The sequence below is a fragment of the Streptomyces sp. NPDC034043 genome, assembly GCF_055575675.1.
The window spans coordinates 754,868-769,729 of record NZ_JBVISF010000002.1 but is presented as its reverse complement, the minus strand read 5'-3'; the positions used below and the strand labels follow the sequence as shown (position 1 = coordinate 769,729).

Here is a 14,862-nt window from a genome sequence, read left to right as displayed (position 1 = left end):
GTTTAAAAGAAAGAGAGAGGAGAGGTGATCCGGACGGTGCCGGCGCTTGGGCGCGACAGGACAGGTGTCAGCACCGGCACCATCCGGAAACTCAGGCCCCCGTCAGGGGGAGGGCGGCCCGGGGGAGCGGGCCGCGGCGGCGGATCAGATCTGGGCGCCGGAGAGGCGCTCGACCGCGCGCAGCAGGGCGGAGTGGTCCAGGCCGCCGTCACCCTGGGCGCGCAGGGAGGCGACCAGCTGGGCGACGACCGCGCCGACGGGCAGGGCCGCACCGACGTTGCGGGCGGCGTCGGTGACGATGCCCATGTCCTTGTGGTGCAGGTCGATCCGGAAGCCGGGCTTGAAGTCGCGGTTCAGGAAGTTGTCCTTCTTGCGGGTCAGGACCGTGGAGCCGGCCAGACCGCCGTTGAGGACGTCCAGGGCGGCCTGGAGGTTCACGCCGGACTTCTCGAGGAAGACGACGGCCTCGGCGCAGGCCTGGATGTTCACCGCGACGATGAGCTGGTTGGCGGCCTTCACCGTCTGGCCGGAGCCGTGCGGACCGCACAGGACGATGACCTTGCCGAGGGCCTCGAGGATCGGGAGGGCCGCGTCGAAGTCGGCCTGCTCGCCACCCACCATGATCGACAGAACGGCCTCGATGGCGCCGGCCTCGCCGCCGGACACCGGGGCGTCGAGGACGCGGATGCCCTTCTCGGCGGCGTTCTTCGCCAGGTCGACGGAGGTCTGCGGGGTGATCGACGACATGTCGATGATCAGCGCGCCGGACCTGGCGTTCTCCAGGATGCCGTTCTCACCGTAGGAGATGGCCTCGACCTGCGGAGAGGCGGGCACCATCGTGATGATGACGTCGGCGTCCGCGACGGCCTCGGCGATCGAGCCGGCGGCCGTGCCGCCCGCGGCGGCCAGGCGGTCCAGCTTGTCCTGCTCCAGCGTGAAGCCGGTGACCGAGTAGCCGGCCTTCAGCAGGTTCTCGGCCATGGGGGAGCCCATGATTCCGAGGCCGATCCAGGCGATCTTGGGGAGGTTGCTCATGATGAGGTCCTTCTCTTGATGCTTCGTACGAAAAGTGCGTGGGGTGCCTGGCTGTTCGCCCGGACTTGGTCCGCCTACTGGGCGGCGCGGGCCTCGGCCGGCAGCCAGTCGAAGGACGCGGCGGCGTCGGCGGCCTTGTACTCGAGGCCTACGTAGCCCTCGTATCCGGCCTTCTTCAGCTGGTCCAGGAGCGCCTCGAGGGGCAGCTCGCCGGTGCCCGGGGCACCGCGTCCCGGCTTGTCCGCGATCTGGACGTGGCCGGTCTTGGCGGCGTACTTTTCGATGACCTCGGAGAGGTCCTCATCGTTCATCGCCAGGTGGTACAGGTCGAGCAGGAACTTGGCGTTCCCGAGGCCGGTGGCCTCGTTGACCTTGTCCACCACCTCGATGCCGGCCGGGGCGCTCACCAGCGGGTAGAGCGGCGACTCGGGCTTGTTGAGGGTCTCGATCAGGAGGATCGCACCCACGCGGTCCGCGGCGCGGGCCGCGACGACCAGGTTCTTCAGGGCCAGCTCGTCCTGCACGGCCGGGTCCACGCCTTCGACGCGGTTGCCGTACAGGGCGTTGAGCGCCTTGCAGCCGACCGAGGCGGCGAAGTCCGCCGCCACGTTGATGTTGGCGTTGAAGCGGTCCGACTCCTCACCGGGAACCGATACCGCGCCGCGGTCCGGGCCCGGCAGCCGGCCGGCGTAGAAGTTCAGGCCCACCAGCTGGGTGCCGGCGTCCTCAAGGGCCTTCTTGAGGGCGTCCAGCTCCTCCTGAGCGGGGGTGGGGGTCTCGATCCAGGGCCACCACAGCTCGACCGCGGTGAAGCCCGCCGCGGCGGCGGCCGCGGGGCGCTCCAGGAGCGGGAGTTCCGTGAAGAGGATCGACAGGTTCACATCGAAGCGCTGGTCCGTGTATCCCATGAGGGGTGTGCGCTCCTTCCGTATTGCGGAAGTTATTTTCTGCTTGATGGAAGACTGCAAGCCGACCGTCGTACTTGTCAAGTGCGGACTCCCGGAATCTCAGGACTGCCGGGTAGCTTGGCGACGTGCGATTGAGAGTTGAGTTCACGACCGAGCCCTTCGACCTCGAAGAGGCCCCAGCCCACGCCGTGGCCGCCCGCGAGGTCATTCAGAAGGCCCAGCTGGACGCGGTGGACGTCGGCCCCTTCGGCAACACCGCCGAGGGCGAGTCCGGCCGGGTGCTGAACGCCGTGGCCGCGCTGCTGCGCGACTCCCTGGAGGCCGGCGCGACGCGCGTCACGCTCCAGGTCAACGTGATCGGGGAGGACGCCTCGTGACCGAGCCCCGTGACCACCCGTTCGTCACCGCGGTCAAGCCGCTGGTGGACGCGATGGGCGGCCAGATGATGGACCCCTCCCAGGCGCAGCCCGACGACGTCGTGCTGGCTTGGGAGGGGCAGGACCTGCTGGCCGTGCGCCTGCCGCAGCTCTCCGATTCGCTGGACCACATCCTCGCGGCGCTGGAGCGCCGCCACGGCGTACCGCTGGCGCAGCTGGACCGCAAGGCCAAGCAGGACGTGGTGCGCATACTGGAGGCGCGGGGCGCCTTCTCGGTGCGGCACGGAGTGGAGACGGTCGCGGGCGCCCTGGGCGTGAGCCGCTTCACGGTCTACAACTACTTGAACCGGGACGCCGCCGCCCAGGCGAAGCCCGGCAGGGCAGCCGGGAGTGAGGGCTGATTCACCCCTGGTGACGAGCCGCCGCCCGATTCACCCGGGCGGCGGCTTTTGTGTACGGGAAGTTTCAACAAAGTGTTGACGCCGTGTGGCCGAGGGCGTTAGCTATGCGCAGCCCGTCAAAGCAACAACAGGCCACGGAGGCCTACCGTGACTTCGAGTCCGACCCCGGGTCTCACCCGGTTCAACGCCCTGGACGACAGCGCGGCCGAGGCCGAGCTGCACGAGGTCTGCGCCAGTTCGGCGTGGGGCAGCAAGCTGCTCGCCCAGCGCCCCTTCGCCACCGCCGACGCCCTCTTCGCCGCCAACGAGTCCGCCATGGCGGAGCTCACCGCGGAGGACCTGGGCGAGGCGATGGGAGGCCACGCGCCGATCGGCCGGCCGAAGCCGGGAGACCCGACCTCCGCCCGCGAGCAGCGTGGCATGGCCGGCGCCTCGGAGGAGCTGAAGAACGAACTCCTCGAACTGAACCTGGCCTACCAGGAGAAGTTCGGCCACGTCTTCCTCATCTGCGCCACCGGTGCGACCGGTGAGTTCATGCGGGACGCGGTGAAGGTCCGGATCGGCAACTCGCCGGAGCAGGAGCGAGAGATCGCCCGCGGCGAGCTGGTGAAGATCAACCGGATCCGCCTGACCCGCCTCGTCGAACTCGCAGAAGGAGAGTGACCATGAGCACCGAGACCACCGCGTCGGTGTCCACCCACATCCTGGACACCAGCATCGGCCGCCCCGCCGAGGGCGTCGCCATCTCCCTGTCGGCCCGCGCGGGCCTGGGCGGCGAGTGGGCGGCCCTCGGCGGCAGCGCCACCGACGCCGACGGGCGCTGCAAGGACCTGCCGGCCCTGCCGGAGGGCACCACACACGTGCGTCTCGACTTCGAGACCGAGACGTACTTCAGCACCAAGCAGAGCGAAGACAAGCAAGCCGAGGCGCAGCAGGACGCCCCCCGCGTAAGGGACAGCGGTGCGTTCTTCCCCGAGGTAACGATCACCTTCGCGGTGAACCCGGGCGAGCACTACCACGTACCGCTGCTGCTCAACCCGTTCGGCTACTCCGTTTACCGAGGGAGCTAGCATGGCCACGATTCTGGGCCAGAACCAGTACGGCAAGGCAGAGAACCGCGTCGTCAAGATCACGCGGGACGGCGACACCCACCACATCAAGGACCTCAACGTCTCGGTCGCCCTCTCCGGCGACATGGACGACGTCCACTACTCCGGATCGAACGCCAACGTCCTCCCGACGGACACCACCAAGAACACGGTGTACGCGTTCGCCAAGGAGTACGGCATCGAGTCCGCCGAGCAGTTCGGCATCCACCTGGCCCGCTGGTTCGTGGGCAGCCAGGAGCCGATCCAGCGCGCACGCATCCGGATCGAGGAGTACGCCTGGGACCGGATCGCCACCTCGGACGCCAACTCCAAGTTCATCGGCGCCGACGAGGTCAACCACTCCTTCGTCCGCAAGGGCATGGAGACCCGCGTCACCCAGATCACGTACGACGGCCAGAACTGGGAGGTCATCTCCGGCCTCAAGGACCTGATCGTCATGAACTCCACGAACTCCGAGTTCTGGGGCTACGTGAAGGACAAGTACACGACCCTGCAGGAGGCGTACGACCGCATCCTGGCCACCCAGGTGTCGGGCCGCTGGCGCTTCAACTGGTCGGACGACGAGCAGCGGATGCCCAACTGGGAGAAGTCCTACGCCGAGACCAAGAAGCACATGCTCCAGGCCTTCGCGGAGACCTACTCCCTGTCGCTCCAGCAGACCCTGTACCAGATGGGCTCGCGGATCATCAACCACCGTTCGGAGATCGACGAGGTCCGCTTCTCGCTCCCGAACAAGCACCACTTCCTCGTCGACCTGGAGCCCTTCGGCCTCAAGAACGACAACGAGGTCTACTTCGCCGCGGACCGCCCGTACGGTCTCATCGAGGCGACGGTCCTCCGCGACGGCGCCGACGCCCGTATCCCCGTGGACATGACCAACCTCTGAGCACGGCGCGCGCGTCCCGGGGCTCCGCAGTGGCCCCGGGGCGCGACACCACCCCAGCTTCCTGAATCGGCACCCGGACCACCCCACGGGCCGGCAGTACTGTCAGCTGTCAAGGCCCCGGCTCCGGCACTCAAATCCCCTGGGTTTTGCCGTGCCCGCTCCGCCACTGAAAGCACGAGGAAGTCCCATGGCAGCATCGGCAGCCCATGACAGCGCCGTAGAGCGCACCGTCATCGAGAACTGTGCGATCGCGACCGTCGACGCGAACGACACCGAGTACGCGTCGGGTCACATCGTCATCGCCGGCAACAAGATCGAGTCCATCGGCGCGGGCAGGGCCCCCGAGAACCTCGAGAACGTCGTCCGCCGCATCGACGGCACCGGGCACCTCGTGACTCCCGGTCTGGTCAATACGCACCACCACTTCTACCAGTGGATCACGCGTGGCCTGGCCACCGACCACAACCTCTTCAACTGGCTCGTCGCGCTGTACCCGACCTGGGCGCGCATCGACGAGCAGATGGCGTACACGGCGGCCCAGGGCTCGCTGGCCGCGATGGCCCGCGGCGGTGTCACCACCGCCATGGACCACCACTACGTCTACCCCAAGAACTCCGGCGACCTCTCCGGCGCGATCATCCGCGCCGCGTCCGAGATGGGCGTCCGCTTCACCCTCGCCCGCGGCTCCATGGACCGCAGCGAGAAGGACGGCGGCCTGCCGCCGGACCACGCCGTCGAGACCCTCGAGGGCGCCCTGGCGGACACCGAGGCGACCATCAAGAAGTTCCACGACGCCTCCTTCGACGCCATGACCCAGGTCGCCGTCGCCCCGTGCTCCCCCTTCTCGGTCTCCACCGAGCTGCTGAAGCAGGGCGCCGAGCTGGCCCGCCGCCTCGGTGTGCGCATGCACACGCACGGCTCGGAGACCGTCGAGGAGGAGAAGTTCTGCCACGAGCTCTTCGGCATGGGCCCGACCGACTACTTCGAGTCGACCGGCTGGCTCGGTGAGGACGTGTGGATGGCGCACAGCGTCCACATGAACGACTCCGACATCGCCGCGTTCGCCCGTACCAAGACCGGTGTGGCGCACTGCCCGTCCTCCAACGCCCGTCTGGCCGCCGGCATCGCCCGCGTGCCCGACATGCTGAAGGCGGGCGTCCCGGTCGGCCTCGGCGTCGACGGCACCGCCTCCAACGAGTCCGGCGAACTGCACACCGAGCTGCGCAACGCGCTGCTGATCAACCGTCTGAACCCGGTCCACCGCGAGGCCGCGCTCAACGCCCGCCAGGCCCTGCGCCTGGGCACCTACGGCGGCGCCCAGGTCCTCGGCCGCGCCGACAACATCGGCTCGCTCGAGGCCGGCAAGTGCGCCGACCTCGTGCTGTGGAACCTCAGCACCTTCCTGCACTCCTCGATCGCCGACCCGGTCACCGCGCTGGTCTTCGGCGCGGCCGCCCCGGTCACCGCGTCGTTCGTCAACGGCAAGCAGATCGTGGAGAACAACCGGCTGCTCTTCGCCGACGAGGACGCGATCGCCGTGTCCACGCGGGAAGAGGCGCAGCGCCTGGCGCGGATCTCCGCGCAGGGCTGATCCCCCCAGCGACCGCTGGGGGGAACCCCAGGAGTCCGGCCGGGGGGGACGGCCCCCGGCCGGCGGCCGCGGACCCGAGCGGGGTCCGCGGCAGCCGTTCCCGGGAAGCGCCCGAGGAGAGATCCGAGGGCGCCCCCGGGAGCGGTCACCGCTCCTTCCGGGAGCGGTGACCCGCGAGGACCGCCGTGCGGCGGCACCTCGTGACACCCGCACCCCGTGACACCCCCACCGCGGCGACGCACACCCCGTGCCGCTGCCACGGCACCACCAGCCCCCGGACGGGACGGGGCCACCGCGCGGAGCCGGTTTTTGGGCGAATCGTTTCTGCACCCCTTGGGACGAGAAGTGGCGACACCACAACTCCATACAGGCTCGACCAGCACCTCTTTCGCACCACCTCCCTGACACCCACGTCCCTGCCGACGTGTTTAACCGACCGGAGGAAGCCGTGGCCGCAACGCCCAGGTTTCGCAAAGACGCAGTCGCAGTACCGGAGGAGAAGCACCCGGTCGACGAGACCTTGCCTCCGCTGAAGATGTTCACGAGCGGCCTCCAGCACGTCGCCGCCATGTACGCGGGTGTCGTGGCCCCGCCCATGATCGTCGGGCCGGCGATCGGCCTCTCCGCCACCGAGACCGCCTTCCTGATGGGTGCCTCGCTCTTCACCGCGGGGCTCGCCACCCTCCTCCAGACGCTCGGATTCTGGAAGATCGGCGCCAAGCTCCCCTTCGTCAACGGCGTCTCCTTCGCCGGTGTGACACCGATGATCGCCATCGGCAAGGGCGAGGGGGACGACGCCATCCCCGTCATCTTCGGCGCGATCATCGTCGCCGGACTGGTCGGCTTCCTCGCCGCCCCCTACTTCGGCAAGCTCGTCCGCTTCTTCCCGCCCGTCGTCACGGGCACCGTCATCACCCTGATCGGCGTGTCACTGCTCCCGGTGGCCTTCAACTGGTCGCAGGGCGGGAACCGCGCCGCCGCCGACTACGGCTCGATGCGGAACATCGGCATGGCCGCCCTCACCCTGGCGATCGTCCTGGTGATGCGGAAGTTCCTGCGCGGATTCCTCCAGCAGATATCCATCCTGCTCGGCCTGGTCGCCGGCACGCTGATCGCCCTTCCCCTGGGCATGACCGGCTTCGACGCCGTCAAGAACGCCTCCGTCATCGGCTTCCCGACCCCCTTCCACTTCGGCGCCCCGCAGTTCCAGGTCGCCGCCATCGTCTCGATGTGCATCGTGATGCTGGTCTGCATGACCGAGTCCACCGCCGACATCCTGGCCCTCGGCAAGATCGTCGGCCGGCCGGCGGACGCGCGGACCATCGAGGGCGGCCTGCGCGCCGACACCCTCGGCAGCGCGCTCAGCCCGCTGTTCAACGGCTTCATGTGCAGCGCCTTCGCCCAGAACATCGGTCTCGTCGCGATGACCAAGGTGCGCAGCCGCTTCGTGGTCGCCGCGGGCGGCGGCATCCTGATCCTGCTCGGCCTGTGTCCGATGGCCGCCTCCGTGATCGGCGTCGTCCCGCTGCCCGTCCTCGGCGGCGCCGGCGTGGTCCTCTTCGGCTCGGTCGCGGCCAGCGGCATCCAGACCCTGGCGGGCGCGGCCATGGAGAAGGGCGAGAACGCCCTCATCGTCGCCGCCTCGGTGGGCATCGGCCTGATCCCGATCGCCGCGCCGGACTTCTACCACGCCTTCCCGGAGGACCTGCTGGTCGTCCTCGACTCCGGCATCAGCACCGGGTGCGTGGTGGCGATCCTGCTCAACCTCGCCTTCAACCACCTCGGCGCGAAGCGGAACGCGGCGGCGGAGAGCACCGCGGAACCGGCCTTGGCCCACTGAGCCGGGCGACCCCCGGCCGCGTCGCGCGCGGCGGCGCGTACGTCACCCACTGCGGGTGTGGCGTACGCGCCGCCGCGCGCCTACGCCGCCCAGTGCGGCAGGGCCTCGTCCCCGGTGCCGGGCGCCGTGGCCGTCCAGATGTCCGGCGGCACCGTCCGTATCCGCCGGCCCGTCCGGTCCAGCTCCTGCGCCTCCGACTTGCGCACGTGCAGGGCCACCACCGTGTCGGTGACGCGCAGCCCCGGCACCCTGCGGGTCAGGTCGGCGGTGTACCGGGACAGCTCCTCGATGGTGCGCAGCCGGGCGCCGATCATGAAGTTCCAGGGCCCGCTGACGGACATGCAGGTCCGGGTCTCGCGCAACCCCGCGGCCACCGCCGCGCAGTCGGCCACCTCGTGCTCGGGCACCTCCCCCCACACCGTCGCGGACACCGGCCAGCCGGTCAGCCCCGAAGCCAGCGCGCAGCTGTAGCGCAGGCTCTGTCCCGCCTCCAGCCGGCCCAGGCGGCGCCGTACGGTCGACTCGCTCATCCCCGACTCCCGGGCCAGCGAGGCCACGCTGCGCCGCGCATCCGCGGCCAGCGCCAGCACCAGCGGCCGGTCCTCCTCGGGCATCGAGGCGACCGGCGCGGGGGAGACGGCGGCCCCCTTGCGGCTACTCCGCCCGGTCAGCAGGTCGGCCTGGGCGGGCGTCAGCTGGTCCAGGCGCCAGCGGTCGGGGGAGCAGTGCACCGCCGTGACCATCGAGGAGCGGGTACCGGTCACCCCGGGGATCCGCTGCACCCGGAAGGACAGGTACTGGTACAGCATGTGCAGGTTCGGTACGGCGACGAAGGCCAGCAGGTCACGGCCGCCCGAGGTGTGCTCCACGCCCATGGTGTGGGGATCGCCGGTCAGGGCCGCACCCACCGCCGGAGAGGTGCCCGCCGCGCAGGTCACCTCGACCCACGCCATACAGGGCGCCTGCGTGCCGGTACGCAGCCCGATGCCCGAGATCCAGGCCTCGCCGGCGGCGGTCAGCCGCTCCCAGCGGCGGGCGAGCGTCTCGGGGCGAGCCCCGAGCACCTGCGCCAGGCGCTCCCAGCTGGCGCGCGGGGCGAGCTGGAGTGCGTGGACGAGCGCCCTGTCGGTGTCGTCGATGGCGGAAATGGCCGAGTTCATACCTTCCCCTGGTGGTTCTCCTGGCCATCGGCCGGTCAACCCTACTTTCGCCTGATCATCTCTCCTCGTAGGCCCGACCGCGGCACCGGGCGGTCGTGCGTGCCTGGAGGAGAGCGGGAGGAGGACCCGTGGGGGACCCCGGTTCGAGCCTGCGCCACGCGGTGCCGGCCGAACTGTCGAGCTTCGTGGGACGGGAGCGCGAGCTCGCCCGCACCACCGCCCTGCTCGGCACGGAACGCCTGGTCAGCCTCGTCGGACCAGCGGGAATCGGCAAGACGCGGCTGGCCGTGCGGACCGCGCGGGCCCTGGACCGCACCCATGGAGCCGGCGTGCTGTGGGCCGATCTCGCAAGCCTGCCCGCCCCCCTCGGGGACGGCCTGGCACGGGAGTTGGGGCGCCGGCTCGACGGCTGCGGGGCCCTGCTGGTCCTCGACGGCTGCGAGCAGCTCGGGGAGCGCGCGGGGGAGCTGGCGGGGCAATTGCTGGCTCGATCACCCCGGGTGCGAATTCTGGCCACTTCGCAGCGGACCCTCGGATTCCACGAGGGGGCGGAGCTCGCCGTGGGTCCCCTTCCCCTGCCACCGGAACCGCGGGATCCGGCCCGCGGGCATTCCGCCGCCGAGGCCGGGGAGCTCGCCCGGTACGCCTCCGTACGCCTCTACGCGGAGCGGGCGCGCGGCGCCGACCCCCGCTTCGAACTCACCGACCGCAACGCCGGGGCCGTCGCCGCCCTGTGCCGCGCCCTCGACGGGATCCCCGGCGCGCTGGAACTGGCCGCCGCCCGCGCCGGCCGGTACCCCCCGGCCGAGGCGCTGCGCAGGCTGAGGGCCGACCCGCTCGGCTTCTTCGCCGAGGGCGCGGGCCGGGCCGGCGGGGCCGACGTGCTGCGCGCACACCTGCCGGCCTCGCCGGGGGAGCGGCTGCTGTGGACCCGGCTGTCCGTCTTCGAGGGCTCCTTCGACGAGGCCGCCGTCGCGCAGGTGTGCGGCTTCGGCGAACTCGGCCCCGAGGAGGCCGCCGCCACCCTGCGCCGGCTCGCCCCCGCCCTGCTCGCGGAGCCGGGGGAGCCGGGCCGCTACAGGCTGCCCCTGTCCGTACGGGCCCACGAGGCCCGGCGGCTCGCGCACGAGCCCGGCGGCGCGGCGGCGCTGGCCGCCCGGCGCCACCACGAGCGGTGCCGGGTCATCGCCGAACGGGCCGCCTGGCTGTGGCGGTCGGGGGCACAGCCGCAGGCACGCGCCCTGGCCCTGCGGGAGCTGCCCGACCTGCGCCTCGCCATGGACCCGCTGTCCGGGACCGGCCCGGCGGGCGCCCTGGAGGTCGCCGTGTCACTGTGGTTCCTCTGGGTGGCCTGCGGGCTGGGCACGGAGGGACACCGGCACCTGGAGCGCGCGCTCGCCCTGCACCCGGCGCCCCGGCCGGCCCGCGCGCTGTGGCTGGCGGCCTGGCTGGCGGCCGCCTCCGGCCGGCCCGAGGCGGCCGATCCGCTGCTGGTGGAGGCTTGGAACGCGGCCGTACTGGAGGGGGAGGACGCCGTCCTGGCCTACCTCGCACACGCCCGGGGCACCGTGGCGCTGTGGAAGGACCGGCCGGGGGAGGCCGCCGACGAGTACCGGGACGCCCTCGAACAGCTCCCGCCGGAGCCGGAGTTCGGACCGGGCCGGGAGGCGCTGCGGGCCGCCCTGACGATGGCGCTCGCGCACACCGACCCGGCGTCCGTGCCCGTGGAGGAGGGCGTTCCGGGAGGTCCCGCCGACCTGTGGGCCCGGTCCTGGTCCGACTACGGCCACGCGGTCGTGCAGCGCCGTCAGGGCCGTCCCGCGCTGGCCCGGACCCGGCTGGTGGCCGCCCTGGAGATCCAGTTGGCCTTCGGGGACCGGCTGGGGCAGGCCTTCTCGGCGGAGCTGCTGGCCGAACTGGAGGCCGGTCTCGGCCGCTACGAGGAGTCCGCGAAGCTGCTCGGCGCGGTCCACGCCCACCGCCCGGCCGCCGCCTGTGCCCCGCGCGCCGAGCGGATCCTGCGCCTGCGGATGGCCCCGGAGGCCTTCCGCGCGGCGCACGCGGAGGGTTCCCGGGGCACGCTGAGGGACCTGCTGCCGGAACTCTGAGCCGTGGGTCACCGGCCGGGGCGCGAGGTGCCCCCGGGCCGGGAGTTGCGGCGCCGATCCGGCGTACCGCGTCAAGGACGCGGAAAGACATCGCATAGCGCCGGGCCGGCTCTCGCGGGCCCGGCCCGGATCGCGCCAGCCCCGAACCGCCCCAGCCCCCCGCCGCCCCGAACCACTCCGCCCCGCCCCGACCCGAACCGTGCCGCCCGGTACCGCCCCGCGCCGCGTGGTCGAGGCACCCGGGTACGTCCGGTATCCGGGAGCCCCTCCGCCCCGCCGCGCACGGCACCGGACCACGCGGGTCCGGCCGGCCGGACCGGAAGGGACGGCCTGCCCCGCCCCTCTGACCGGACAGGTGGTACAGCGATGGCCGATACCCCGCAGCTGTGGATGCGCAGTGAGACCCGCCCCACCGAACGGCGTGCCCCCCTGACCCCCGAGGACGCCGAGCGGCTCGTCCGGCAGGGCGTACGGATCACCGTGGAGGAGTCCGTCCACCGGGTCTTCCCGCTCGACGCGTACGAGGCGGCCGGCTGCCGTACCGCGCGGGCCGGCTCCTGGTCGCGGGCCGCGCCCGGGTCCGCGTACGTCCTCGGCCTGAAGGAACTCCCGCCGACGCCCGACCGTTTGCACCACCGGCACGTCTACTTCGGGCACGCCTACAAGGGCCAGGCGCAGGCCCCCGAGCTGCTGCGCCGGTTCGCCGCGGGCGGCGGGACCCTGCTCGACCTGGAGTACCTCGCCGACGCGCGGGGCCGCAGGCTGGCCGCCTTCGGCTACTGGGCCGGGTACGCGGGCGCCGCCCTGGCCGCGCTGCACGCCCGCGGCGCGCTCACCGCCCCGCTGGTCCCGCTGCCCCGGCCGGAGCTGGACGCCCGCCTGCGCGCGGCGGCCCCCGACGGGTTACGGGCGCTGGTCATCGGCGCGGGCGGCCGCAGCGGCCGCGGCGCCTGCGACGCCCTCACCACCGCCGGGATCCCGGTCACCCGCTGGGACCGCACGGCGACCCGCCGCCTGGACCGCGCCGCGCTCCTCGGCCACGACATCCTGGTCAACGCGGTGCTCACCACCCGGCCCGTGCCGCCCTTCCTGACCCCGGCCGACCTGGAGGGCGTCCCCCGGCGGCTCTCGGTGATCGCCGACATCACCTGTGACACCGGATCAGAGCTGCACCTGCTCCCCGTGTACGACCGCCTGACCGACTGGACGGCCCCGGCGCGGCGCCTGCTGGTGGGCGGCCCGCCGCTGGACGTGATCGCCATCGACAACCTGCCGTCCCTCCTCCCGGCCGAGGCGGCCCGCGCCTTCTCGGCGGACCTGCTCCCCAAGCTCCTCGCCCTGCACTCGCCGTCCCCGGACCCGGACTGGCTCCGCTGCCGGGCGGCCTTCACCACCGCGCTGGCGGCGCTGGCGGGCCCGGAGCGGGCGGCGTAGGAGGGGTTACGGGAGCTCCGCGTCCGGCTGCCAGAGCATCAGGTTGCTCATCAGCTCCGCCTGCTCGATCGCGTCGTCCAGCGCGTGGTGGGTGTGGCGGCGCCCGGAGAGGAGTTCGCGGGGCATGCGGCCCTTCACGGCGGCGCGCAGCGGGACGCGGGCCTTCGTCGCGTACAGGGTCTTCATGTCCAGGCAGCCGGAGTGGCCGAAGGGGCTGTCGTCGCCGAACTCGATCAGGTACCAGTACAGGAAGGTCCAGTCGAAGGGGGCCGGGTAGCCGCACATCACCGGCTGGGCGCCGGCGGAGACCTCCCGGACCCAGGCCCGGAAGTCGGCCATCGCCGCGGCCGGTTCGGCGCCCTCGCGCAGGAGGCGTTCGCGGTCGAGGCCGCTGACGGCGAGGGCGTCGTCCACGTACCGGTCGCTGATGGGGCGCAGCTCGCGGTAGAAGGTCTGCCGCTCCGGGTCGGCGGCCGTGTACGCGGCCCCGTCCTGGCGGCCGGCGACGGCCGCGCCGAAGCTGATCATGGAGTAGGGGCCGGGGATCGGGCCGTCGGCCTCGATGTCGACGGAGATGTAGAGGGAGGGACGCGCGGGACGGGCTGCCATGGCCTGATCATGACAGCCCACCCCACGGTCCTGCCGCGATTTACGGAGCGGCCGCCAGGAACATGCCGGTGTGGTCGCCCCCGGCGGTGTTCTTGCAGCTCTGGGCCGAGCCGGCGGGCTGGGCCACGGCCAGGGCCAGGCAGCGGCCGAGGGCCAGCTGGCCGAAGTAGTTCGGGTGCATGGACTCCTGGACCAGTCCCTGCGTCTCGTTGTTGTCGATCCAGCGCGCCCACTCGCTCGTCTTCGCCGACGCGGGGACGGCCGAGCTGACCTGCTTGCTGGCCTTCGCGCAGACCTCACGCCCCTGGAGCATGTCCCGCAGGTCCAGGAACTGGACGCCCTTGGCCGCCGCGACCCCCTTGATGCGGTTCGCCATCTGCGGCACGAGCGAGTCCCGGGCCCAGTCGGAGTCCCGGTTCCAGAACGGGCATCCGCCGGTGTTGAGCCGGCTCCAGTCGCTCTGGGTGTACCGGTTCTCGGCGCCCCGGGGGATGGGGGAGGGGTAGGACTGGAGCACGATGCGGTACGAGGAGTCCGCGTACCCGGCCTGGCGCATCACGGCCCGGATCTCGTCGACCGACTTGCCGACGTCGGCCATGACGGCGTCGATCTTCCGGTCGACCCCGGCCTGCTGGTCGTCGTAGCAGTACGAGCCCCACAGGACGAAGTCGTACGCGCAGCTCTTGATGATGTCGGCGAAGCCGAGGTCGTTGCCGCCGATGGACAGCGTGATCACCTTGACGTCGCGGCCGGCGGCCACCGCCGCCAGCTGGTCCGCCTGCGGCGCCTCGCCCTTGAAGGCCACGCCGCCGTTGACGGCGCGGAAGACGTTCTGCGAGGTCGCCCCGGAACAGGCCAGGTTGACCGCCGTCTCGGCGATGGCGCCCGCGCTCAGCACCTCGGCCGAATCGGAGCGGTGGCACCCGCCCGCGGTGGTGCCGTACACCTTGGCGGGATCGTAGGAACTGCCGCTGACCCACGCCCGGTCGGTGCCGTACCTGCTCCCGCTGTTCGTCAGGCTGTTGCCCTTCCAGCGTCCGGCCTCGCCGGAGATGTAGCTGTCGCCCATGGACACCACGGCGGTGGGTCCCGTACCGGGCCCGGCCACCGCCGTCCCGGCCCCGCCGGCGAGCAGCGCGGCGGCGAGCGGCAGTACCATCCCGGCCCCGGCCAGTCGTCGCACACGACGCGGGGCGGCCCGGCCCTCGCCGGCCTTGCGGAATCCGATCACTGCGGAACTCCTGCGGTCGGCCACGCCGAAGTCGCCAACAACTTCGGTGCGTGGCTTGGAAAGTGGGGGTACCGCCGGCGCCGGTGGCATCGGAAAGGTGACACGGGCCCACTTGTTACCGCTAGGTACAGTCAGATCACGATGCCGTAACGTCCGACCGGTCGGTCGGGCGC

At 71.9% G+C, this 14,862-nt stretch carries 14 protein-coding genes; 9 read left to right on the top strand and 5 right to left on the bottom strand.

The annotated features are described in order from the left end of the window. Positions 1-144 precede the first annotated feature (144 nt). Together ACZ51S_RS08160 and ACZ51S_RS08155 are read right to left on the bottom strand one after the other, a co-directional pair. A complete protein-coding gene (locus ACZ51S_RS08160; protein ID WP_468478830.1) occupies positions 145-1,035 on the bottom strand; it encodes a 2-hydroxy-3-oxopropionate reductase in 891 nt (296 codons plus the stop codon). 74 nt (positions 1,036-1,109) lie between these two features. Beyond that, a complete protein-coding gene (locus tag ACZ51S_RS08155) occupies positions 1,110-1,943 on the bottom strand; it encodes a TIM barrel protein (protein WP_468802383.1) in 834 nt (277 codons plus the stop codon). Between the two features lie 125 nt (positions 1,944-2,068). On the opposite strand from ACZ51S_RS08155, the gene ACZ51S_RS08150 reads away from it, so the two are divergent. The 7 genes from ACZ51S_RS08150 (at position 2,069) to ACZ51S_RS08120 (ending at position 8,147) form a co-directional block, all read left to right on the top strand. Next, positions 2,069-2,320 carry a hypothetical protein gene (locus ACZ51S_RS08150; protein WP_468478828.1) on the top strand — a complete coding sequence of 84 codons (252 nt, stop codon included), beginning with the start codon at positions 2,069-2,071 and terminating at the stop codon, positions 2,318-2,320. Continuing rightward, positions 2,317-2,721 carry a helix-turn-helix domain-containing protein gene (locus ACZ51S_RS08145; protein WP_388942908.1) on the top strand — a complete coding sequence of 135 codons (405 nt, stop codon included), beginning with the start codon at positions 2,317-2,319 and terminating at the stop codon, positions 2,719-2,721. The genes ACZ51S_RS08150 and ACZ51S_RS08145 overlap by 4 nt, the downstream gene beginning before the upstream one ends. Before the next feature lie 147 nt (positions 2,722-2,868). Then, a complete protein-coding gene (gene uraD, locus ACZ51S_RS08140) occupies positions 2,869-3,384 on the top strand; it encodes a 2-oxo-4-hydroxy-4-carboxy-5-ureidoimidazoline decarboxylase (RefSeq protein ID WP_468478827.1) in 516 nt (171 codons plus the stop codon). A 2-nt stretch (positions 3,385-3,386) separates the two neighbouring features. Continuing rightward, a complete protein-coding gene (gene uraH / locus ACZ51S_RS08135; RefSeq protein WP_468478826.1) occupies positions 3,387-3,791 on the top strand; it encodes a hydroxyisourate hydrolase in 405 nt (134 codons plus the stop codon). A gap of 1 nt (position 3,792) precedes the next feature. Continuing rightward, entirely contained in the window at positions 3,793-4,716 is a 924-nt protein-coding gene (pucL, locus tag ACZ51S_RS08130; RefSeq protein WP_388942900.1) for a factor-independent urate hydroxylase, read from the top strand. Positions 4,717-4,903: 187 nt separating this feature from the next. After that, the gene (locus ACZ51S_RS08125; protein ID WP_468173987.1) at positions 4,904-6,307 is read left to right on the top strand and encodes an 8-oxoguanine deaminase; all 1,404 of its coding nucleotides are present in this window, start codon (positions 4,904-4,906) and stop codon (positions 6,305-6,307) included. A 448-nt stretch (positions 6,308-6,755) separates the two neighbouring features. Next, positions 6,756-8,147, top strand: coding sequence for a nucleobase:cation symporter-2 family protein (locus ACZ51S_RS08120; protein ID WP_468478825.1), 1,392 nt, complete (start codon positions 6,756-6,758; stop codon positions 8,145-8,147). Positions 8,148-8,227: 80 nt separating this feature from the next. Here the strand turns inward: ACZ51S_RS08120 and ACZ51S_RS08115 are convergent, their stop codons facing one another. After that, on the bottom strand, positions 8,228-9,307 hold the full coding sequence (locus ACZ51S_RS08115; RefSeq protein ID WP_468479124.1) for an Lrp/AsnC family transcriptional regulator: 1,080 nt from the start codon (positions 9,305-9,307) through the stop codon (positions 8,228-8,230). 128 nt (positions 9,308-9,435) lie between these two features. Between ACZ51S_RS08115 and ACZ51S_RS08110 the strand changes: the two genes are divergently transcribed. Further along, positions 9,436-11,415 carry an ATP-binding protein gene (locus ACZ51S_RS08110; protein WP_468479123.1) on the top strand — a complete coding sequence of 660 codons (1,980 nt, stop codon included), beginning with the start codon at positions 9,436-9,438 and terminating at the stop codon, positions 11,413-11,415. A gap of 366 nt (positions 11,416-11,781) precedes the next feature. Further along, positions 11,782-12,849, top strand: coding sequence for a saccharopine dehydrogenase (locus ACZ51S_RS08105; RefSeq protein ID WP_468960137.1), 1,068 nt, complete (start codon positions 11,782-11,784; stop codon positions 12,847-12,849). A 6-nt stretch (positions 12,850-12,855) separates the two neighbouring features. Here ACZ51S_RS08105 and ACZ51S_RS08100 read toward each other — a convergent pair whose 3' ends face one another. After that, positions 12,856-13,458: a 3'-5' exonuclease gene (locus ACZ51S_RS08100; RefSeq protein ID WP_468479121.1), complete on the bottom strand. Its 603-nt coding sequence runs from the start codon at positions 13,456-13,458 to the stop codon at positions 12,856-12,858. 40 nt (positions 13,459-13,498) lie between these two features. Further along, a complete protein-coding gene (locus ACZ51S_RS08095) occupies positions 13,499-14,779 on the bottom strand; it encodes a GDSL-type esterase/lipase family protein (protein WP_468479120.1) in 1,281 nt (426 codons plus the stop codon). Positions 14,780-14,862 lie beyond the last annotated feature (83 nt).

Coding starts and splice junctions, on each gene's coding strand:
- ACZ51S_RS08160 (WP_468478830.1), bottom strand. CDS start 1,035: ATGAGCAACCTCCCCAAGATCGCCTGGATCGGCCTCGGAATCATGGGC.
- ACZ51S_RS08155 (WP_468802383.1), bottom strand. CDS start 1,943: ATGGGATACACGGACCAGCGCTTCGATGTGAACCTGTCGATCCTCTTC.
- uraH (WP_468478826.1), top strand. CDS start 3,387: ATGAGCACCGAGACCACCGCGTCGGTGTCCACCCACATCCTGGACACC.
- pucL (WP_388942900.1), top strand. CDS start 3,793: ATGGCCACGATTCTGGGCCAGAACCAGTACGGCAAGGCAGAGAACCGC.
- ACZ51S_RS08125 (WP_468173987.1), top strand. CDS start 4,904: ATGGCAGCATCGGCAGCCCATGACAGCGCCGTAGAGCGCACCGTCATC.
- ACZ51S_RS08115 (WP_468479124.1), bottom strand. CDS start 9,307: ATGAACTCGGCCATTTCCGCCATCGACGACACCGACAGGGCGCTCGTC.
- ACZ51S_RS08105 (WP_468960137.1), top strand. CDS start 11,782: ATGGCCGATACCCCGCAGCTGTGGATGCGCAGTGAGACCCGCCCCACC.
- ACZ51S_RS08100 (WP_468479121.1), bottom strand. CDS start 13,458: ATGGCAGCCCGTCCCGCGCGTCCCTCCCTCTACATCTCCGTCGACATC.
- ACZ51S_RS08095 (WP_468479120.1), bottom strand. CDS start 14,779: ATGCCACCGGCGCCGGCGGTACCCCCACTTTCCAAGCCACGCACCGAA.